The sequence below is a fragment of the Enterobacter cloacae complex sp. 370H10 genome (genome assembly GCF_050031535.1).
GTDB lineage: Bacteria > Pseudomonadota > Gammaproteobacteria > Enterobacterales > Enterobacteriaceae > Enterobacter > Enterobacter intestinihominis.
In genome coordinates this window covers 2,652,362-2,672,761 of the sequence record NZ_JBLGWG010000001.1, presented here as the reverse complement: position 1 = coordinate 2,672,761, position 20,400 = coordinate 2,652,362, and the positions used below count along the sequence as shown (strand labels likewise).

Here is a 20,400-nt window from a genome sequence, read left to right as displayed (position 1 = left end):
ACGTCTGACAGTATAGTCAGAGCCGATCCCACTTGCGTAACACACAGTAAAACAAAGGATTACTCACTGCTTCCGCTCACTAATTTACTAAAAGAGCCTTACCTTAGCATCATACCTTTTTGATAGGTGATCTCCCTGGCGGCGTAACCAAGATTACTCACTTCTGAGTACGAAAATTATGATCAAGATCAATTTTGTCCTAAGCTGATACCTTTCAGCAGGGTTATTTTGTGCTAATTATTCCAGTGTTAAATAATTAAGTAACTATTGGAAGTGGCGCTATCATTGATTATACAAATGTTTAACATCATGAATTGATAACGTTTTAGAACAGATTTCTGGTGAAGTGTGCGGCTAAAAAGCGTATCTTCAGCGCGGATTTATCATTACACGCTGTCTCTCCCTGACCATGCTCAATTGCGGAGCTTAATGTGATTCAAACGCTCTTTGATTTCCCTACATATTTCAAGTTTTTTATTGGCTTGTTTGCCCTGGTCAACCCGGTAGGGATTATCCCTGTCTTCATCAGTATGACCAGTTATCAGACAGCTGCCGCGCGAAATAAAACCAACCTGACGGCAAACCTGTCGGTGGCGATTATCTTGCTTACGTCTCTTTATCTGGGGGACGCCATTCTTCAGGTCTTCGGCATCTCGATTGATTCGTTCCGAATAGCAGGCGGGATCCTGGTGGTGACGATTGCCATGTCGATGATCAGCGGCAAGCTGGGGGAGGATAAACAGAACAAGCAGGAAAAATCAGAGACAGCTATCCGCGAGAGCATCGGCGTGGTGCCACTGGCACTGCCGCTGATGGCGGGCCCGGGGGCAATCAGCTCTACCATTGTATGGGGAACACGCTATCACAGCCTGATGCACCTGATTGGCTTCTCTGTCGCCATTGCCCTGTTCGCACTTTGCTGCTGGGGCGTATTTCGTATGGCGCCATGGCTGGTTCGCTTGCTGGGACAAACGGGCATCAACGTGATTACCCGTATCATGGGTCTGTTGTTAATGGCGTTAGGCATCGAATTTATCGTTACCGGTATAAAAAGTATATTCCCCGGATTAGTACACTGACTTTCGTTTGAAAGAGCGGAGCCAGCGGCTCCGTTTTTTTACGTGAATATCAGCAAATCATATAAATAAAGTTGAAATACGCACCAGCCATAATAAGTTCTACTAATAACCCTCTTTTGTTGATTTTCAAGAGGTTGTTTATTTTCAGTTTGCTTCTCTGCCCATAAATCCTTCAAACGCTCTGTTATTTTACTCACATGATACTCTGGGGCTTGCTGACAGATAACCGAAATGATATTAGTAATTTCGACGCTGACCCAGACGAATGTGCTAAATAATAATCAGATGTTAAATTTTCGTGAAAAATCGTTCGAATTTGTCATGTCATCGCACCAGTCACGAGAGAACTCTACAACTGAATGTATTGTAAGGGTTTTACTTGTTTTTGATGTGAAAGGTGGTCGGCGGCATAGCAACGCCTGACTCCGTAAAAGAGAAATGCTTAACAAATTTGCAAAATGTATTGGCGAGAGTTGGCACCATTTGGTACTTTCCGGCCTTATATTTTGCGGCATTAAACAAGTTGATGAGAACTATTTTCATATAGACCTCACTTAAGCTTTCCAGCACACCTCACTGACAGGGGAGAGGTGTAAAGAATCGACGCAAGATCGCCGTACGAGCGGTCAGTAATAATGAAGTCGATGATAGCAAGAAGTAAAAAAAGAACCTGACAGCAGCAAAAAAAACTCCTGCGCTGTACAGGCCCCAACAGGGGATTACACAACTGGCGAAGGCCAGTCATAATAATGAGTGGAGTATCAACACAATGTCCATCATCACAAAAAAAAGTCTGGTAGCGGCGGGGATTTTAACTGCGCTAATCGCGGGCAACGCTGCAATGGCTGCGGACGTTCCTGCTGGTGTTCAGCTGGCTGAGAAGCAAACGCTGGTACGTAATAACGGTGCGGAAGTGCAGTCTCTTGATCCGCACAAAATTGAAGGTGTTCCAGAGTCTAACGTTAACCGCGATCTGTTTGAAGGTCTGTTGGTGACTGACGTAGACGGCCACCCGGCTCCGGGCGTGGCGGAAAAATGGGACAACAAAGATTTTAAAGTCTGGACCTTCCATCTGCGTAAAGATGCCAAATGGTCTGACGGTACGCCGGTTACCGCTGAAGATTTCGTCTATAGCTGGCAGCGTCTGGCGGATCCGAATACCGCCTCCCCGTACGCGAGTTACCTCCAGTATGGCCATATCGCCAATATTGATGACATCATCACGGGTAAAAAGCCCGTAACCGACCTGGGCGTAAAAGCCATCGATGCCAACACTTTTGAAGTGACGTTGAGCGAACCTGTTCCGTACTTCTATAAGTTGCTGGTTCACCCGTCCGTTTCTCCGGTACCAAAATCCGCGGTAGAAAAATTTGGTGAAAAATGGACGCAGCCTGCGAATATCGTGACCAACGGTGCATATAAGCTGAAGGACTGGGTCGTTAACGAGCGTATGGTGCTGGAGCGCAACCCGCAGTATTGGGATAATGCCAAGACGGTTATCAATCAGGTCACCTACCTGCCAATCTCTTCTGAGGTAACGGACGTAAACCGCTACCGCAGCGGCGAAATCGACATGACCTATAACAACATGCCGATTGAACTGTTCCAGAAGCTGAAAAAAGAGATCCCGAAAGAAGTTCACGTCGATCCGTATCTGTGCACCTACTATTATGAAATTAACAACCAGAAAGCACCGTTCACCGACGTACGTGTTCGTACCGCACTGAAGCTGGCTCTGGATCGCGACATTATCGTGAATAAAGTGAAGAATCAGGGCGACCTGCCGGCTTACAGCTACACCCCGCCTTACACCGACGGTATGAAGCTTGTTGAACCTGAATGGTTCAAATGGTCCCAGGAAAAACGTAACGAAGAAGCGAAAAAGCTGCTGGCTGAAGCGGGCTATACCGCCGACAAGCCGCTGACGTTTAGTCTGCTGTACAACACCTCCGATCTGCATAAAAAACTGGCTATTGCCGTCGCGTCAATCTGGAAGAAAAATCTCGGCGTGAACGTGAAGCTGGAAAATCAGGAATGGAAAACCTTCCTCGATACGCGCCATCAGGGAACCTTTGACGTGGCACGTGCAGGATGGTGTGCGGACTATAACGAACCGACCTCATTCCTGAACACCATGCTCAGCGACAGTTCGAACAATACCGCACACTATAAGAGCCCGGCGTTTGATAAGCTGATTGGCGATACCCTGAAAGTGGCAGATGACGCCCAGCGCGCCGATCTGTACGCGAAATCAGAACAACAGCTCGATAAAGACTCTGCGATCGTTCCGGTTTACTACTACGTTAACGCCCGCCTCGTGAAACCATGGGTAGGGGGTTATACCGGTAAAGACCCGTTGGATAATATTTCCGTTAAGAATCTTTATATTATCAAGCATTAATGGCAATACGTGGGGCGAGCGAGCTTGCCCCACTGTGTCTATTTTGTAACATTCATCAGGCACACGCCAGAAGGTACGGGCAATGTTGAAATTTATCCTGCGTCGCTGTCTTGAAGCGATTCCAACGTTATTTATTCTAATTACAATTTCCTTCTTTATGATGCGTCTTGCGCCGGGCAGTCCTTTTACCGGTGAACGCACGCTTCCGCCAGAAGTTATGGCCAACATCGAAGCGAAATACCATTTAAACGATCCTATCACCACGCAGTACTTCAACTATCTGAAGCAACTTGCACACGGTGATTTTGGTCCGTCATTCAAATATAAAGACTATTCCGTTAACGACCTGGTGGCGTCCAGCTTCCCGGTATCGGCTAAATTAGGGGCTGCTGCATTTATCCTGGCCGTTGTTCTCGGTGTCACTGCGGGCGTTATCGCCGCACTAAAACAAAATACCCGATGGGATTACGCCGTAATGGGGGTCGCAATGACCGGGGTGGTTATCCCCAGCTTCGTTGTCGCGCCGTTGCTGGTCATGATATTCGCGATAACCCTTAAATGGCTGCCCGGGGGCGGCTGGAATGGCGGGGCGCTGAAGTTCATGATATTGCCGATGGTGGCATTATCTCTGGCCTACATTGCCAGTATCGCCCGTATTACGCGTGGTTCAATGATTGAAGTCCTGCATTCGAACTTTATCCGTACCGCCCGAGCGAAAGGGTTGCCGATGCGCCGGATTATTTTCCGTCACGCTCTCAAGCCTGCACTGTTACCGGTGCTCTCCTATATGGGTCCTGCTTTCGTCGGCATTATTACGGGTTCAATGGTGATTGAAACCATTTATGGCCTGCCAGGCATCGGGCAGTTGTTTGTTAACGGGGCGCTTAACCGTGACTATTCGCTGGTGCTGAGCCTGACGATCCTCGTGGGCGCGCTGACCATTCTGTTTAATGCCGTTGTCGATGTGCTGTATGCCGTTATCGATCCGAAAATCCGTTACTAACTGGAGCACGCCATGATGTTGAGTAAGAAAAACAGCGAGGCGCTGGAAAACTTCAGTGAAAAGCTGGAGGTCGAAGGTCGTAGCCTTTGGCAAGACGCCCGCCGTCGTTTTATGCATAACCGTGCCGCCGTTGCCAGCCTGGTCGTGCTGGTGCTTATCGCGCTGTTCGTAACCCTGGCACCAATGCTCTCTCAGTTCACCTATTTCGATACGGACTGGGGCATGATGTCCAGCGCGCCGGATATGGAATCCGGGCACTATTTCGGTACCGACTCCTCCGGGCGTGATTTGCTGGTGCGTGTGGCGATTGGCGGCCGTATCTCCCTGATGGTTGGCATCGCAGCGGCGCTGGTGGCGGTAATTGTCGGCACGCTTTACGGTTCGCTTTCCGGTTACCTCGGCGGGAAAGTGGACTCCGTGATGATGCGTATGCTTGAAATCCTGAACTCCTTCCCGTTCATGTTCTTCGTCATTCTGCTGGTGACCTTCTTTGGTCAAAATATCCTGCTGATCTTCGTGGCGATCGGGATGGTGTCCTGGCTGGATATGGCGCGTATTGTGCGCGGCCAGACGCTGAGCCTTAAACGTAAGGAGTTTATCGAAGCCGCACAGGTTGGTGGCGTTTCTACCGCCAATATTGTGGTGCGTCATATCGTTCCTAACGTGCTGGGCGTGGTGGTGGTATACGCCTCCCTGCTGGTGCCAAGTATGATCTTGTTTGAATCTTTCCTGAGCTTCCTGGGATTAGGTACGCAAGAGCCGTTGAGTAGCTGGGGCGCTCTGTTAAGTGACGGCGCAAACTCCATGGAAGTGTCACCGTGGTTACTGCTGTATCCGGCGGGCTTCCTGGTCGTCACCCTGTTCTGTTTCAACTTTATCGGCGATGGCCTGCGTGATGCCCTCGACCCGAAAGACCGTTAAGGAGCGCCGTCATGACCATTATTGAAACGGCAACCGCGCCACAGGCGCAACAGCGGACCAGCGCACTGCTGGACGTTAAAGACCTCCGCGTGACGTTTAAAACCCCCGACGGTGATGTGACTGCCGTTAACGATCTCAACTTCGACTTGCGTGCCGGTGAAACGCTGGGCATTGTGGGCGAATCCGGTTCCGGTAAATCCCAGACCGCATTCGCGCTGATGGGCCTGCTGGCATCAAACGGCGTGATAGGGGGTTCGGCGACGTTTAACGGGAAAGAGATCCTGAATTTGCCGGAACATGAGCTGAACAAGCTGCGCGCCGAGCAGATTTCAATGATTTTCCAGGATCCGATGACCTCCCTGAACCCCTATATGCGGGTGGGTGAACAGCTGATGGAAGTGCTGATGCTCCACAAGGGGCTGGGCAAAGCCGAAGCGTTTGAAGAGTCCGTCAAAATGCTGGATGCGGTGAAAATGCCTGAAGCACGCAAGCGCATGCGCATGTATCCGCACGAGTTCTCCGGCGGTATGCGTCAGCGAGTCATGATCGCGATGGCATTGCTTTGCCGGCCAAAACTGCTGATCGCTGATGAACCAACCACCGCTCTCGACGTGACCGTCCAGGCGCAGATCATGACGTTGCTGAACGAGCTGAAGCGTGAGTTCAACACCGCCATCATCATGATCACCCACGATTTAGGCGTCGTTGCCGGGATCTGCGACAAAGTGTTAGTCATGTATGCAGGCCGCACGATGGAATACGGTAATGCCCGCGATGTGTTCTACCAGCCAGCCCACCCGTACTCTATCGGGCTGCTGAATGCCGTACCGCGCCTCGATGCGGAAGGGGAGTCGCTGCTGACTATCCCGGGCAACCCGCCAAACCTGCTGCGTTTGCCAAAAGGCTGCCCGTTCCAGCCACGCTGTCCGCATGCGATGGAAATCTGTAACAGCGCACCGCCGCTGGAAGCGTTTGCCCCAGGCCGTCTACGCGCCTGCTTTAAGCCGCTGGAGGAGCTGGTATGAACGCAATCGACGAAAAAAGAAATGTGCTGCTCGAAATCGCTGACCTGAAGGTCCATTTCGATATCAAAGACGGTAAACAGTGGTTCTGGCAGCCTGCCAAAACCCTGAAAGCGGTGGATGGCGTCACGCTACGCCTGTACGAAGGGGAGACCCTGGGCGTGGTGGGCGAATCCGGCTGCGGCAAGTCGACATTTGCGCGTGCGATCATCGGCCTGGTGAAAGCCACCGACGGGAAAGTGGCCTGGCTTGGCAAAGATCTGCTGGGGATGAAGCCGGATGAATGGCGCAATGTGCGCAGTGATATCCAGATGATTTTCCAGGATCCTCTGGCGTCCCTGAACCCGCGTATGACCATTGGCGAAATCATTGCCGAGCCGCTGCGCACCTATCATCCGAAGATGCCGCGCCAGGAAGTTCGCGTTCGGGTGAAAGCGATGATGCTGAAGGTGGGTCTGTTGCCTAACCTCATCAACCGCTACCCTCACGAGTTTTCCGGCGGTCAGTGCCAGCGTATCGGTATCGCACGCGCGTTGATCCTTGAACCGAAACTGATTATCTGTGATGAGCCGGTTTCGGCGCTGGACGTTTCCATCCAGGCCCAGGTGGTTAACCTGCTACAGAAACTGCAACGGGAAATGGGGCTTTCGCTGATCTTCATCGCCCACGATCTGGCGGTTGTAAAACACATTTCAGACCGTGTGCTGGTCATGTATCTGGGCCACGCCGTGGAACTGGGCACGTATGATGAGGTGTACCATAATCCGCTGCACCCTTATACCAAAGCGCTGATGTCTGCGGTTCCCGTTCCGGATCCCGATCTGGAAAAAAATAAAACCATTCAGCTTCTGGAAGGTGAACTGCCTTCGCCAATCAACCCGCCTTCAGGCTGCGTATTCCGTACGCGATGCCCAATAGCCGGGCCGGAATGTGCAAAAACACGGCCGGTTCTGGAGGGCAGTTTCCGACATGCGGTTTCCTGCCTGAAAGTAGACCCGTTATAATCGCAAGGGCTGACATGATGTCAGCCCTTATTTTTTAGAGGTTAATGTGTCGCGATTATTCACGTCGGCCCGTCAGCGGCTTTATCACCTTTTATTTGATCCAGAAACGGTTTCCGGTCGCCGTTTCGAGGGGCTGTGTGGCTTATTTGCGCTGATTAGCGTCATTATTATCTTTATCGAATCCGGTGCCGGAACGCAGTACCACATGACGTATGAGGAGTGGCACGTTTTTGTCTGGCTGGAATTGATCGTCACGCTGGTGTTTACCGCAGAGTATGTGCTGAGGGTCATTAGCTGGCCAAATCCGGCGAAATACGTTTTCAGCTTCTGGGGATTTATTGATTTAGCCACTATCCTGCCGCTGTATGTCATGTGGCTGTGGCCTGAGATCAGCCTGAATTATGTGTTTGCCTGGCGCGCAATGCGGGCGATTCGTGTGTTACGAATTCTGAAGCTGCTGCGCTTTATGCCGTCGCTGAGGGTTTTTTGGGTCGCCATTGTCAGCGCCCGCCACCAGCTTATTCTCTTCTATTCGTTTATTGCTATCGTGATGATCGTTTTTGGCTCCCTGATGTATTTAATCGAAGGGCCAAAATACGGGTTTACCACGCTTAATGCGTCGGTTTACTGGGCTATCGTCACGGTGACCACCGTGGGCTATGGCGATATTACACCGCATACGCCGCTCGGACGTATTGTGGCATCGGTTCTTATCCTGATCGGTTATTCGGTGATAGCGATACCGACGGGGCTAATTACCACCCATATGAGCAGCGCCTTCCAGAACAGCAAGCAGCAACGCAAATGTCCGAATTGTCAGCAGGGAAATCATGAACCCGGGGCGCGGTTTTGTCACCGCTGTGGAAATGCCTTGCCGGATTAAATAAAAAAGGCTGCGCGGGCAGCCTTTTTTATTATTCGCGCCAGAGAATATGGCACAGCTTATGGTCTTTCTCGCGGCACAGCAGGACGCGGGCAAAGATGTCGTTAATTTCTCCGCCGTCTTCATCTGCCAGGCCAATTACCACCTCAGCGAAGAAGTCCGGATTGAGATCAAAATCGACGTGTTCGGCCCAGTCTTCAGACGGATCGAACAGCTCAGCACCGCCACGCTCTTCAAATTGCAGGTTGAAAAGAATGACGTCAGCAGGGTCGAGATTATCGACCGCCAGCTCGAGAAAAATATCGTAGGCCTGTTCGAGCGTTTCGTCTTCGGTCAGGCGATTGTTCAGATCCATTTCCATGATGACTACCTGTTAAACATCGTTGGGCACGTTTTACAGCAACGGACTAAAGAAGTAAAACAGTCGTTCGGCAATTCGCTGCCACAGCGGACGTTTCGCCCACAGTCTGGCGTCCAGCAGGCGTGAGCGGGAGATATAATCATCCTGAACCGCCGCCAGATCGCCGCCGAAACCGGCGTCATCAATGACCAGCGTTATTTCAAAATTCAGCCACAGACTGCGCATATCGAGGTTGACGGTACCCACCAGGCTCAGCTCTCCGTCTACCAGCACGCTCTTGGTGTGTAACAGACCGCCTTCGAACTGATAGATTTTAACGCCCGCGGCCAGCAGCTCACTAAAGAACGCGCGACTTGCCCACCCGACCAGCAGCGAATCGTTCTTGCGCGGCATAATAATGCTCACATCCACTCCGCGCTGTGCCGCTGTACAGATGGCGTGCAGAAGGTCGTCGCTGGGGACGAAATAGGGCGTGGTCATGATCAGATATTCCCGCGCTGAGTACGCGGCGGTAAGCAGTGCCTGATGTATCAGATCTTCCGGGAAGCCAGGACCGGAGGCGATAGTGTGGATAGTGTGCCCGCTGGCTTCCTCAAACGGCATGATATTGCCATCCGGCGGCGGGGGAAGAATGCGTTTACCGGTTTCAATTTCCCAGTCGCACGAATAGACGATGCCCATAGAGGTTGCCACCGGGCCTTCCATGCGAGCCATCAAATCGATCCATTGCCCCACGCCGGAATCCTGTTTAAAGAAGCGGGGGTCGACCATGTTCATGCTGCCGGTGTAGGCGATATAGTTATCGATCAGAACCATTTTCCGGTGCTGACGAAGATCCATGCGGCGCAGAAAGACGCGCATAAGATTCACTTTCAGCGCCTCGACCACCTCGATACCGGCGTTGCGCATCATGCCTGCCCACGGGCTACGGAAAAAGGCCACGCTGCCGGCGGAGTCCAGCATCAGGCGGCAGTGGATACCGCGACGTGCAGCGGCCATCAGCGATTCGGCGACCTGGTCCGCCATGCCGCCCGGCTGCCAGATATAAAACACCATCTCGATATTATGCCGGGCGAGCTGGATATCACGGATCAGCGCCTGCATCACGTCATCGGAAGAGGTCATCAGTTGCAGCTGATTGCCTTTTACACCAGCAATGCCCTGGCGGCGTTCGCACAGCTTGAACAAAGATGCGGCCACGCTGCTGTTCTCTTCGGCGAAGATATGCTTGCAGGCTTTAAGGTCGGCAAGCCATTTTGCCGTGGAGGGCCACATGGCACGGGCGCGTTCGGCCCGGCGTTTACCCAGATGAAGTTCACCGAAAGAGAGATAGGCGATGATGCCCACCAGCGGCAGAATGTAGATAATCAGAAGCCAGGCCATGGCGGAAGGCACCGCTCTGCGTTTCATCAGAATGCGCAACGTCACCCCGGCAATTAACAGCCAGTATCCTAAAATGACCAGCCAACTCACCACGGTGTAGAAGGTTGTCATAAATAAAAAATCCTTTTGAAAGCGTATTGTTATGAGTTTACGCATCAGGATTCATCTGGCAAATAAAAACGGCAGATAAAAGCGCTGGTTTGCCGCCTGCTTAGGCATATAATGGCATCTCTGTTAGAGAAAGAGTTGTAGACATGAAGCGCAGTAGAACTGAAGTAGGGCGCTGGCGCATGTTGCGACAGGTGAGTCGTCGTAAGGCTCGTTGGCTGGAAGCACAATCCCGCCGCAATATGCGTATCCACGCCATCAGAAAATGTGGCCTGAACAGACACCGTAACGCGCTGCTGTTCGCGGTCCAGGATATCTGAAAAGCATGAGGGGCACCGTAAAGGTGCCCATTAAACATCCAGACTATTAATCTTTGCAGTCTCCTCCCGTCTGCTTTCCACGATATACTACGTCCCCATAACGTCATGATATTAAAAGATGAATCCTTATCTCTGGATTTTTATTGCACTTTTGGCGCTGGATGCGCTCAGGGAAGGTTTAGGACTTTCGTCATTTTCCTCATTGGCAGATTATGTTTTTGCGTGGGGAATACATTGGCTTTATTAAAGGAAAAAAGGATGAACGTAAAAGTGATGGCAGCACTCTTCGGGATTGCAGTATTAAGCGGTTGTGCCAGTAGCAAAACCTCACCCGAACGGCACGCGTTTTATTTCGTGTCGCATCAGTCCAGCTTTACTGGCGGCAATTACACCTCCAGCGTGCAGAAAAATTATCACCTGAACGTAGCGCAGTTCCGCGAGCTTTATGCCCGGGGCAAAGCTGACCGTGCGGAAGGGCGGACTCAGGCTGAAGCCAGTGAATACGCGCAAAGCATTCGCGATCAGCTGAAAGAAAATGCGAAGTCGCAGGAATTGTACGCAGGCAACGCGAAGGATAAATGGTCTTCGGACATGGACAGTAAAGACGCCATATTATTTGGTAACGAACTGGCCGCGACTTATCTTGATGGTTATAACGGCGTACAATAGCGCAACTGATTCAGGGGATACCGTAATTACCGGTATCCCCGCTGTTTTTGAGCAAAAGGAGTGAGACGTGTTTGCGGAGTTTGGTGTACTGAATTTCTGGACCTATGTTGTCGGCGCATTTTTTATCGTGCTGGTTCCAGGACCGAACACCTTGTTTGTGCTGAAAACAGGGATTGGCCACGGCGTTAAGAAAGGCTATCTGGCAGCCACCGGTGTGTTTATTGGTGATGCCGTGCTGATGTTTCTGGCCTGGGCGGGCGTCGCCGCGTTGATCCAGACCACTCCGGTATTATTTAATATTGTCCGCTATCTTGGGGCGTTTTATCTGCTGTGGCTCGGCGGAAAAATGCTCTGGTCCGTTATGACACGTCAAAAAAATGCGCACGAAAGTAGCGCCGAACCGGCAAGCGCGATCCTTAAGCGTTCGCTGGTGCTGAGCCTGACGAACCCGAAAGCGATTCTCTTTTACGTATCGTTCTTCGTGCAGTTCATTGATGTCAATGCGAAGAATACCGGCACGTCGTTCCTGATCCTCGCCACAACGCTTGAGCTGATCAGCTTCATGTACATGAGCTTCCTGATTTTCTCAGGCGCGTTTGTCACGCGTTATCTGAAAACCAAAAAGAAACTGGCGAAGCTGGGGAATGGGTTGATAGGCCTGCTGTTTGTTGGATTTGCGGCGAGGCTGGCGTCGCTGCACTGAATGAAGAAAAGGCTCCCGAGGGAGCCTTTCATTTCAGAACACTTTTTTATACGGGCGAACCGTGACTTTCTCGTACACGCCGGCTGCGACGTACGGGTCTGCTTCTGCCCAAGCCTGCGCGGCTTCCAGAGATTCAAACTCGGCAATCACCGTGGAGCCGGTAAAACCCGCTGCTCCCGGATCGTTGCTGTCAACGGCAGGCATCGGGCCTGCGGTCAGCAACCGACCTTCATCCTGTAGCAGCTGTAAACGCGCCAGATGGGCAGGGCGAACGGAAACACGTTTTTCCAGAGAATCAGGTACATCTTCAGCGTAAATCACATAAAGCACGGCAAAGCTCCTTAACCGGTAAAAGTGACATTTACGTTATGTGAAAGCACAAATGACTGCAATGTAAAGATAATAACAATGTTAAAACCCTGATCTGGATGCCCCTTTTTTGCCCTCTTATACGCTTAAATTGCGCCAGGACAAAGTGTCTTATTGAATATGATTGCTATTTGCATTTAAAATCGAGGTTCGGTTTTTTAACGTTGATGATTATGACTTCGATGACCCTTGATTTACCTCGCCGCTTTCCATGGCCGACGCTGCTTTCCGTCGTTATTCACGGTGCTGTCGTGGCGGGTCTGCTCTATACCTCGGTTCATCAGGTTATTGAAATGCCAGCGCCAGCGCAGCCAATTTCTGTGACCATGGTATCGCCCGCGGATCTTGAACCGCCGCAGGTTGCGCCGCCGCCGCCACAGCCCGTTGTTGAACCCGAGCCGGAACCCGAGCCGATTCCTGAACCGCCAAAAGAAGCGCCGGTGGTGATCCATAAGCCAGAGCCGAAACCTAAGCCGAAGCCAAAACCCAAGCCGGTCAAAAAGGTGGAAGAGCGTCCGAAACGCGAAGTGCGTCCGGTTGAGCCACGCACCACGCAGCCGGTTGAAAATGCCGCCCCGTCACGTCCGCTGATGAGTAACACCACGACCGCGACAAAACCGACGGTAACGGCGCCAGCGGGCCCGCGCGCGCTGAGCCGTAACCAGCCGCAGTATCCGGCACGTGCTCAGGCGTTACGTATTGAAGGGCGAGTACGGGTGAAATTCGACGTTACGGCTGATGGACGTGTGGATAACGTGGAAATCCTGTCCGCACAGCCGGCGAATATGTTTGAACGCGAAGTTAAATCGGCCATGCGCAGGTGGCGCTATGAAGCCGGTAAACCCGGCAATGGGTTGATTGTAAATATTGTCTTCCGCCTGAACGGCGGGGCACAGATGGAATAAAAGAAGCCTCCGCAAGGAGGCTTTTTTTTACCTGAGGATCAGCTCCGTGGGAGCTGGCGGGGCTTACCGTCGCTATCCACTGCCACGTAGATGAACAGGGCCTCCGTCGCCTTATAGCGCTGACCAATCGGTTCAGAAGAGACTTTTTTCACCCATACTTCAATGTTAATGGAGATAGACGTATTGCCGCGTTTTACGCAGCGTGCGTAACAGCACACCACGTCCCCCACCGCGACAGGGCGCAGGAAAGTCATGCCATCGACCCGGACGGTTACCACGCGCCCGTGTGCAATCTCTTTTGCCAGGATTGCACCGCCCATATCCATCTGCGACATTAACCAGCCGCCAAAAATATCGCCATTGGCATTCGTATCCGCAGGCATTGCCAGTGTGCGTAAAACCAGTTCGCCCTGTGGGGCGTCATTTGTTGTCATTGTTTTTAAACTCGTAACTGAAGACTTCAGGCGGGATGCTACTATGATTTCTGGCTGGAGAGAATAGGGTTAGCGCCCGCAGCGCGGGCGCCTGAAGGTCAGAAGGACATGGTTACGCCAGCGTAATAGGCGCGGCCCGGTTCGTTATAGGTAGATGCACCGTCATTTTCACGGTAAATCTGCTTGTCAAAGAGGTTGCTGATGCCGGCATTCAGGCGCAGGTTTTTGGTCAGCTGATAGTTACTGCCGATACCCACGATGGAATACGCGCCGATCTCTCTGTTGGACATCGCATTTTCCTCTTTGCGGATTTCAGCGTTTTCTCTGGGCTTCTGGCGGCCGTACATCGTCCAGCTTACGTTGGCTGAAAGCTTGCTGTTAACCTCCCAGTCCAGCATGGTGTTGACGGTATATTTGGGGATAATCGACAACGGATTACCGGTGTCTTTACTTTCAGACTGAATCATATATGTCGCATTAGTACGCCAGGTTAGCGTGTCGCGAATAACAGGGACGGTGAGGTTGCCTTCCAGCCCTTCAACAACGGCCTTACCGCCGTTCTCCCATTGCAGGATATTTGCGTCGCTGCTTGTCTGCCCCAGCACGTCCGTTCCTGAAACGATCTTGTTTTTGTAATCATTGCGGAACCAGGTAATTCCAGCCTCGTAGCCTTCCAGGACAAAGGCCAGGCCGATCTCTTTGTTCACGCTGATTTCCGGATCCAGATCCGGGTTACCTAACAGGTAACAGCTTCCTTCGGAAACGTTATTCGGGCAGCCATTGCCGCGGGTGGAAAGCAGATAGCCTTCGCTGGATTGATACAAGTTTGGCGCTTTAAATACCCGAGCGATACCCGCTTTAACCTTGAACATGTCACTCAAATCCTGAGAGAGGTTCAGGCTCGGACTCCAGTTGCTGCCAAATTGATTGTGATAATCAAAGCGGAGCCCTGGGATCAGGTTGGTGCCCTGACGCGCTTCAATATTGTCCTCAAGATAGATGCCGGTGAGGTCAGCGCTGTTTTTGCTGTTGCGCTCAGAAGCCGTGCCGGGAACGCCGTTAATCACTTCTCCCGACACATTTGTCGACTGCATTGAGGCCGAATCGTTCAGTTCATCACGGTTCCATTCTGCACCCACGGTTAGCGTCTGTTCGACCAGCCAGAAGAAAGGAATGTTCAGTTCACCCGTTGAACGGTATGACTCCAGCCGGCTGGTATCGTATTTATCGCTATTGATCATCCCTTCAACTTTGCCCGTAGAGCCTTCTTCCAGTCGGGTGTTGTTGGTCTTTTCATAATAAACCCCGAACTTTGACTGACCCCAGTCCCAGATGCCGTTGTGCGTAATGCCATAAGACTGGCGGTACATTCGGTTGGTTTCGTGTCCATACAGGGACGACACCAGACCGTCAGGGCTGACGTTGCTGTTGCTGTATTGAGTATCACCCGCGTAGATATTGCCCTGGCGGCTGTAGCTGTAGTCGAAATCGATAATCTGCTCTGGCGTGAGTTTCCAGGAGAGCAGGGCATTAATGTCCTTGTTACGTACGCCCTCTCGCCCGGCGGCGTAAGAGCCGTTTTGCGCGGTGTTGATGTCCTGAGCATCTGCGTCGGTTTTGTTGATGTTCCCGTACAGGCGCATCGTTAACGCATCGCCCGCGAGGGGGCCGCTCAGATCAAAATTAGCGCGTTTCGTCGCCCCCTCTTTATCATTTTCAGGCTGGTTAGTGTACAGGGAGAGGGAGCCGTGCCAGTCGTTGGACGGGCGTTTGGTAATGATGTTGACGACGCCGCCGGCAGCCCCCGAACCATAGCGGGCGGCAGCTGGTCCCCGGATCACTTCAATACGCTCAACCATCTCTGGCGGAACCCAGTTGGTGTCCCCGCGGGTGTCGCGCTCCCCGCGCCAGCTGTAGCGCACCGAGTTACGTGACGTCACCGGCACACCGTCAATCAGAATCAGCGTGTTCTCTGGCCCCATACCGCGGATGTCGATCTGACGGTTGTTACCACGACTGCCTGTCGCGCTGTTTCCGGTGAGGTTAACCCCGGGCATTTTGCGAATAATTTCCGAAAGATCGTTAACCGGTGGATCCTTTTCTATGTCCTTTGCCGTGATGATGGAAACCCCCGGCTGTTGCTTTAGGGCCTCTTCAGCGGTTGCCTGAACGACCATTGTTTCACCATCGGCGAGAGGATCTTCCGCTGCGTGCGCGCTCTGGTATAGCGTTGAAAAAATGGCGAGTGTAAGTGTAGCCGGGGCAAATCTTATTATGTTATTCATCAACTCATTTCCATTTGTTAAAAATGCGATGAAGAATATTAATGATAGTGATTCTCATTACAATAAAGCGACAGCAATCTCCATAAAATCTTCATGATTCAGACATTTTCGCAGGAAGATTGTGGAGAAAAGAGAAGGCGGGAAAAGAGGCCAGACCGCGTGACGATCTGGCCAGAAGGATCAGTGCTTGTCATCCTGCGGCATGTGGCGATAAATATAAACGCCGCTGAGCAGGGTGAAGATAAGGGTCAGCGCCGTCAGGCCAAACACCTTGAAGTTGACCCAGATATTCTGCGGCAGCCAGAATGCGATATAGATATTCGCCAGACCACACAGAATAAAAAATAGCGCCCAGGCGATATTCAGACGCCCCCACACAGCCTGCGGCAGCGTCAGTTCTTTCCCCAGCATGCGCTGGATCAGCGGCTTCTTCATCACCCACTGGCTGATGAGCAGCGCGCCCGCAAACAGGCCGTAAATCACTGTGACCTTCCATTTGATAAATTCATCATTGTGGAAGAACAACGTCAGACCACCAAACACCGCCACCATCAGGAAAGTGATGAGCGCCATCTTTTCAACTTTGCGATAGCGAACCCAGCTGTAAATCAGCACCACAGCCGTTGCCACAATCAACGCCAGCGTGCCGGCATAGATGTCGTACAACTTATAAAAAGCGAAAAATACGATCAGCGGTAAAAAATCAAGAAACTGCTTCATTCTGCGATCCCGGTTACTGACGAATTAACATGTACAGGCGGAACAAATAGACCAGCAGTACAGCTGAAATCAGATTGCTCAGCGTATTGGCGACAACCGCGCCGACGTTTGGCGTTAATACCGCAAAATTCGGCGCAAACAGCAACAGTAGAGTCTTGGCCAGCAACCAGCTGATAACGGCCGGGGCGACCAGACGCATATTCGCCCACGCGAGCCTTATGCTGCTGCGCATGGCGGTGAAAATACCCATTTTGTCCTGCACAACCATTACTGGCGCAAATGAAAGCACGATAGCCAGCAGCACGCCCGGAACGACAACCAACATTATCCCCATCTGGACCAGCAGCGTGGTCAGGAAGATGAGGATAAACAGTTTCGGCAGCACCGGAGCACTGGCCCCGATGGCACGTAACGCGCTGACGCGTTGGCCGGCAGACACCAGCTGGATCATCAGCAACACGCCACCCGCCAGAATGGCGTTGCCGATCAGCCCCGAGAAGGTAGATGCCGCAGATGCACGCAGCAAGATTTGCTGTTGCTCTGGCGTCATATTCTGCACAAGGTCAAATAACCCTGCGCTGCCTGCAAGATGATCCCCCTGGCTCAGCGAGGCAATCTGTTCATCACTGGGTGAGAACGCATGACCCAGCACCACCGTAATGAAGGCGCACAACAACGCGATCAGTAAAAAAGTAACGAACTGATTGCGGAAAAAATTTCCCGTGTCACGGTAGACAGACTTCGCCGTGATAGACATGCACTCTCCTTGAGTATTGCAGGTGTTAATTAGCCGGCAATTGTACACCGGATAACACGCTGGTGGCAGCATCAAGGCTTGTATGGAAAAGCATATCTTTGTAAAGCGGCGGTAATCCATAGCGGGCGCGGGCGCGATTGCATGCCTCATTGACCTGTCCATCCTCTCCCGACATCGCGAAAGTGCGGCACGGGCTGGGGCGATCCGCGTAAATGGAACAGCGGGTGGATACCCCTGGTTCACCTTGCAGTGCCACACAGCGGCTCTGTTTTTGGTTGGTGCCGCGCATGCAACGCAGGAAAGGGGTCAAGGGTTCAGTGAGATCAACCGGAACGGTGCCGCCGCCATCGCTGGCTTCAGCCCAGTAGAAAGAGACTCGAAAATACGCACAACAGGCTCCGCACGTCATGCACGGGTTATGATCACTCATGGCACACCTGCAAAAGTAGAACGCATCAAATCAGATTGTGAGAGCGATAAATTATCCAGCCGCTACAGGAAGCGCAAGAGAGGAAAAACAGAAAATTTTTTAACTATGAAATGCCAAAAATTGACGCGGTAACAACTTATTGCTTTATGAGGCGTCACCAAAAATTAACCTAGATCAATGAATGTTAACTTACTGGTTTTAATGTGATCTGTGTTAGATCACTTATTACTCATTTGTGAGTATATTCTCCTCCGCAATTAAAACCACAACGATGGAGCGGATATGAAAAAATTAGCGGTGGCAGCCCTTATCTTAAGCAGTCTCTCTGGCGGCGCGTACGCGCATGAAGCAGGTGAATTCTTTATTCGTGCCGGTTCGGCAACGGTGCGTCCAACGGAAGGTTCCGACAATGTACTGGGTATGGGCGGGTTTAACGTTAGCAATAACACCCAGTTAGGCCTGACATTCACGTATATGGCTACGGATAACATTGGCGTTGAGCTTCTGGCCGCCACGCCATTCCGTCACCGCGTCGGTTTAGGGCCGACCGGGGACATTGCTACGGTGCACCATTTACCACCAACCCTGATGGCGCAGTGGTACTTCGGCGATTCCAGCAGCAAGTTACGCCCTTATATTGGTGCAGGCGTTAACTACACCACCTTCTTTGATGAGAAATTTAACGATACCGGTAAAGAGGCTGGGCTATCCGATCTCAGCCTGAAAGACTCATGGGGCATGGCGGGGCAGGTTGGTCTGGATTATCTGATTAACCGTGACTGGCTGATCAACGCCTCGGTCTGGTATATGGACATTGATACGGACGTGCGCTTTAAAGCTGGCGGCCAGCAGCAAAGTATCAATACCCGTCTGGATCCGTGGGTATTTATGTTCTCAGCAGGCTATCGTTTCTGACAGAAGATATATCCCCGGTCAGCCGGGGATTGCTGTATGGTGGTTGTTCCACATACCTGGCTGGAGGGGATATCCCCAACATCAAATTTGAGTGTCCGGTTTGTGCAGGTAAACAGTTTCAGTTCACGACGTTCAGCCCAGCACATAGCCTACCTCACGGTGCTATCTGTTCCGTTTGCGGAACACGTCTCACCATTCATTCATGCCTGCCGAAGCTCAGACGACGACGGTGGCCAAAGCCAGTAAACTAGAAAAGGCCTCTGAGAGGCCTTTTTCGATCGTGAAATCACTTCTGAATTAAATAACGAATGGTTGGTCCGTCCTGCTGGATATCTAGCACGGTATAGCCGTGATTTTTGGCATCAAGCGGAATGTTATTGATCGACTGGGGGCAATCGCTCACCACTTCCAGAATTTCACCTTTCTTAAGCTGCGGTAACGCCTCAAGCGTGGCGACGGCCGGGTAAGGGCAGGGTTCACCCACCATATCGAGACGATAATCAGGCACGATCTCTTTCATGCGGCATTCTCCTGAGTTTCAGTTTTGACGGTGGCACGCCGGAAGAAGCGCTTTTCATGCGCAATAACCAGTAAGAAGGCGATAAGCAGCAGGGCGTAGGTCACCATGAGCCCCTCGAGTGGACCAAAGGTATTCAGCAAATTGACCTTGTCCCAGTTGGTTGCCAGTACTGGAGAGACGTCATCCCAGTAGTACGCCAGGAGGGTTGAGCCAATCACGTTACCCAGACCAACCCACCAGTAATGCACCTGGCCTTCCACGGCGCGATACATCCAGCCAGTTTCACACCCGCCCGCCAGCACGATGCCAAAACCAAACAGCAGCCCGCCAATGACCGCATTAGGACCGGCCCACATGATTTTCGGCTCAACGCCGAGCTGAACATAGCTAAAGATCCCGATCGCGCTCACGGCCATCCCGGCAATAATGGCTTTCGCCATCATGGTACGTCCGGTGATCCACATATCGCGAAACGCGGAGGTAAAGCAGATCTGCGCGCGTTCAATCAGCAGACCAAAGCCGACGCCGAACAGCATGGCCAGACCGAGTTTGGGCTGATTCATCGCCGTGCAAATCGCCCAGGCAACCATAGCAAAAAAGACCAGCATACCGAGGCGGAAGCGACGACGCGCCTGATCGGGTTTTTGCGTTAACGGAGATGCAGCGCTAACTTTCGTCATTTTCACCGGAATGCGGAACAGTGGCAGCAGGGTGAACTTTGCACCGAAATATGAGCCTATGGCGGTGGCGACGGCAAAGAACCAGGCATGCAGCGAGAACTGCGGAATACCGGTAAAGAACGCGGCCAGATTACAGCCCATCGCCAGGCGGGCGCCAAACCCGGCAATGATACCGCCGACCACGGCCTGCATAATGCGGATGCGGCTTTTCGGCATGCGCAACTTAACGTTGTTGGCCCACAGCGCGGCCGCAAAACATCCGCCAAACATGCCAATGATCATCATTCCGTCGATGCGGGTCAGCGGTGAGCCCTCAAGATGGATCAGTTTGAAGTAACCCCACTCTTCGGCATGAACGCCTGCCAGCTGTAATAGCTGCCCACCCCAGCGGGTAAACTCGCCCGTAACAGCCCAGAAGGTGCCGGTAATACCGAAATAATAGGTAGAGAGAATGCCTGCCGCGATAACGGCCGGAACAGGTGACCAGAACTTAACCAGGTAAGTCTGTTTGAAGGAATGCCAGGACAT

Annotated in this window: 22 protein-coding genes and 1 pseudogene; 13 read left to right on the top strand and 10 right to left on the bottom strand. The window is 52.0% G+C overall.

Annotated elements, in window-relative coordinates; genetic code table 11:
• The first annotated feature begins 431 nt into the window (after positions 1-431).
• The 7 genes and pseudogenes from ACQG2Q_RS13180 (at position 432) to ACQG2Q_RS13150 (ending at position 8,313) form a co-directional block, all read left to right on the top strand.
• Entirely contained in the window at positions 432-1,079 is a 648-nt protein-coding gene (locus tag ACQG2Q_RS13180) for a YchE family NAAT transporter (protein ID WP_017384236.1), read from the top strand.
• Positions 1,080-1,848: 769 nt separating this feature from the next.
• On the top strand, positions 1,849-3,480 hold the full coding sequence (oppA, locus tag ACQG2Q_RS13175; RefSeq protein ID WP_023300277.1) for an oligopeptide ABC transporter substrate-binding protein OppA: 1,632 nt from the start codon (positions 1,849-1,851) through the stop codon (positions 3,478-3,480).
• An 82-nt stretch (positions 3,481-3,562) separates the two neighbouring features.
• Positions 3,563-4,483, top strand: coding sequence for an oligopeptide ABC transporter permease OppB (oppB, locus tag ACQG2Q_RS13170; RefSeq protein WP_003856738.1), 921 nt, complete (start codon positions 3,563-3,565; stop codon positions 4,481-4,483).
• A 12-nt stretch (positions 4,484-4,495) separates the two neighbouring features.
• On the top strand, positions 4,496-5,404 hold the full coding sequence (oppC, locus tag ACQG2Q_RS13165; protein ID WP_015570372.1) for an oligopeptide ABC transporter permease OppC: 909 nt from the start codon (positions 4,496-4,498) through the stop codon (positions 5,402-5,404).
• 11 nt (positions 5,405-5,415) lie between these two features.
• Positions 5,416-6,429: an ABC transporter ATP-binding protein gene (locus ACQG2Q_RS13160; RefSeq protein ID WP_017384234.1), complete on the top strand. Its 1,014-nt coding sequence runs from the start codon at positions 5,416-5,418 to the stop codon at positions 6,427-6,429.
• Positions 6,426-7,430, top strand: a complete 1,005-nt coding sequence (oppF, locus tag ACQG2Q_RS13155; protein WP_063849114.1) for a murein tripeptide/oligopeptide ABC transporter ATP-binding protein OppF — start codon at positions 6,426-6,428, stop codon at positions 7,428-7,430. Before ACQG2Q_RS13160 ends, oppF begins: the two co-directional genes overlap by 4 nt.
• Positions 7,431-7,444: 14 nt before the next feature.
• Positions 7,445-8,313 (top strand): annotated as a pseudogene (locus ACQG2Q_RS13150) (ion transporter).
• A gap of 31 nt (positions 8,314-8,344) precedes the next feature.
• Here ACQG2Q_RS13150 and ACQG2Q_RS13145 read toward each other — a convergent pair.
• Positions 8,345-8,674: an HI1450 family dsDNA-mimic protein gene (locus ACQG2Q_RS13145; protein ID WP_006810881.1), complete on the bottom strand. Its 330-nt coding sequence runs from the start codon at positions 8,672-8,674 to the stop codon at positions 8,345-8,347.
• Between the two features lie 33 nt (positions 8,675-8,707).
• Positions 8,708-10,168, bottom strand: coding sequence for a cardiolipin synthase (gene cls / locus ACQG2Q_RS13140; protein WP_022648349.1), 1,461 nt, complete (start codon positions 10,166-10,168; stop codon positions 8,708-8,710).
• A gap of 143 nt (positions 10,169-10,311) precedes the next feature.
• On the opposite strand from cls, the gene ACQG2Q_RS13135 reads away from it, so the two are divergent.
• From ACQG2Q_RS13135 to leuE, 4 genes are all read left to right on the top strand, one after another.
• A complete protein-coding gene (locus ACQG2Q_RS13135; protein ID WP_017384232.1) occupies positions 10,312-10,485 on the top strand; it encodes a YciY family protein in 174 nt (57 codons plus the stop codon).
• 118 nt (positions 10,486-10,603) lie between these two features.
• Positions 10,604-10,732 (top strand): KPN_01571 family protein, encoded by a 129-nt coding sequence (locus ACQG2Q_RS13130; protein ID WP_209662595.1) that lies wholly within the window; start codon positions 10,604-10,606, stop codon positions 10,730-10,732.
• An 11-nt stretch (positions 10,733-10,743) separates the two neighbouring features.
• Positions 10,744-11,154 carry an Exc2 family lipoprotein gene (locus ACQG2Q_RS13125; protein ID WP_022648348.1) on the top strand — a complete coding sequence of 137 codons (411 nt, stop codon included), beginning with the start codon at positions 10,744-10,746 and terminating at the stop codon, positions 11,152-11,154.
• 67 nt (positions 11,155-11,221) lie between these two features.
• Positions 11,222-11,857 (top strand): leucine efflux protein LeuE, encoded by a 636-nt coding sequence (gene leuE / locus ACQG2Q_RS13120; RefSeq protein WP_006810877.1) that lies wholly within the window; start codon positions 11,222-11,224, stop codon positions 11,855-11,857.
• 33 nt (positions 11,858-11,890) lie between these two features.
• Here the strand turns inward: leuE and ACQG2Q_RS13115 are convergent, their stop codons facing one another.
• Positions 11,891-12,187, bottom strand: coding sequence for a YciI family protein (locus ACQG2Q_RS13115; RefSeq protein WP_063849113.1), 297 nt, complete (start codon positions 12,185-12,187; stop codon positions 11,891-11,893).
• 221 nt (positions 12,188-12,408) lie between these two features.
• Here ACQG2Q_RS13115 and tonB point away from each other — a divergent pair, with 221 nt between their 5' ends.
• Positions 12,409-13,131, top strand: coding sequence for a TonB system transport protein TonB (gene tonB, locus ACQG2Q_RS13110; RefSeq protein ID WP_032622462.1), 723 nt, complete (start codon positions 12,409-12,411; stop codon positions 13,129-13,131).
• A 38-nt stretch (positions 13,132-13,169) separates the two neighbouring features.
• On the opposite strand, the gene yciA is transcribed toward tonB, so the two are convergent.
• From yciA to ACQG2Q_RS13085, 5 genes are all read right to left on the bottom strand, one after another.
• Positions 13,170-13,565 carry an acyl-CoA thioester hydrolase YciA gene (gene yciA / locus ACQG2Q_RS13105; protein ID WP_022648341.1) on the bottom strand — a complete coding sequence of 132 codons (396 nt, stop codon included), beginning with the start codon at positions 13,563-13,565 and terminating at the stop codon, positions 13,170-13,172.
• Positions 13,566-13,663: 98 nt separating this feature from the next.
• Positions 13,664-15,850: a TonB-dependent siderophore receptor gene (locus ACQG2Q_RS13100; protein ID WP_426759189.1), complete on the bottom strand. Its 2,187-nt coding sequence runs from the start codon at positions 15,848-15,850 to the stop codon at positions 13,664-13,666.
• Positions 15,851-16,030: 180 nt separating this feature from the next.
• A complete protein-coding gene (locus ACQG2Q_RS13095) occupies positions 16,031-16,570 on the bottom strand; it encodes a septation protein A (RefSeq protein WP_003856762.1) in 540 nt (179 codons plus the stop codon).
• A 13-nt stretch (positions 16,571-16,583) separates the two neighbouring features.
• Positions 16,584-17,327 (bottom strand): YciC family protein, encoded by a 744-nt coding sequence (locus ACQG2Q_RS13090; RefSeq protein ID WP_023300270.1) that lies wholly within the window; start codon positions 17,325-17,327, stop codon positions 16,584-16,586.
• Positions 17,328-17,352: 25 nt separating this feature from the next.
• Positions 17,353-17,757, bottom strand: coding sequence for a YkgJ family cysteine cluster protein (locus ACQG2Q_RS13085; RefSeq protein ID WP_017384228.1), 405 nt, complete (start codon positions 17,755-17,757; stop codon positions 17,353-17,355).
• A gap of 282 nt (positions 17,758-18,039) precedes the next feature.
• Here ACQG2Q_RS13085 and ompW point away from each other — a divergent pair, with 282 nt between their 5' ends.
• Positions 18,040-18,672 (top strand): outer membrane protein OmpW, encoded by a 633-nt coding sequence (gene ompW, locus ACQG2Q_RS13080; RefSeq protein ID WP_023306411.1) that lies wholly within the window; start codon positions 18,040-18,042, stop codon positions 18,670-18,672.
• 286 nt (positions 18,673-18,958) lie between these two features.
• Here ompW and yedF read toward each other — a convergent pair whose 3' ends face one another.
• Positions 18,959-19,192 carry a sulfurtransferase-like selenium metabolism protein YedF gene (yedF, locus tag ACQG2Q_RS13075; protein ID WP_003856774.1) on the bottom strand — a complete coding sequence of 78 codons (234 nt, stop codon included), beginning with the start codon at positions 19,190-19,192 and terminating at the stop codon, positions 18,959-18,961.
• Positions 19,189-20,400 carry a selenium metabolism membrane protein YedE/FdhT gene (gene yedE / locus ACQG2Q_RS13070; RefSeq protein WP_426759187.1) on the bottom strand — a complete coding sequence of 404 codons (1,212 nt, stop codon included), beginning with the start codon at positions 20,398-20,400 and terminating at the stop codon, positions 19,189-19,191. Before yedE ends, yedF begins: the two co-directional genes overlap by 4 nt.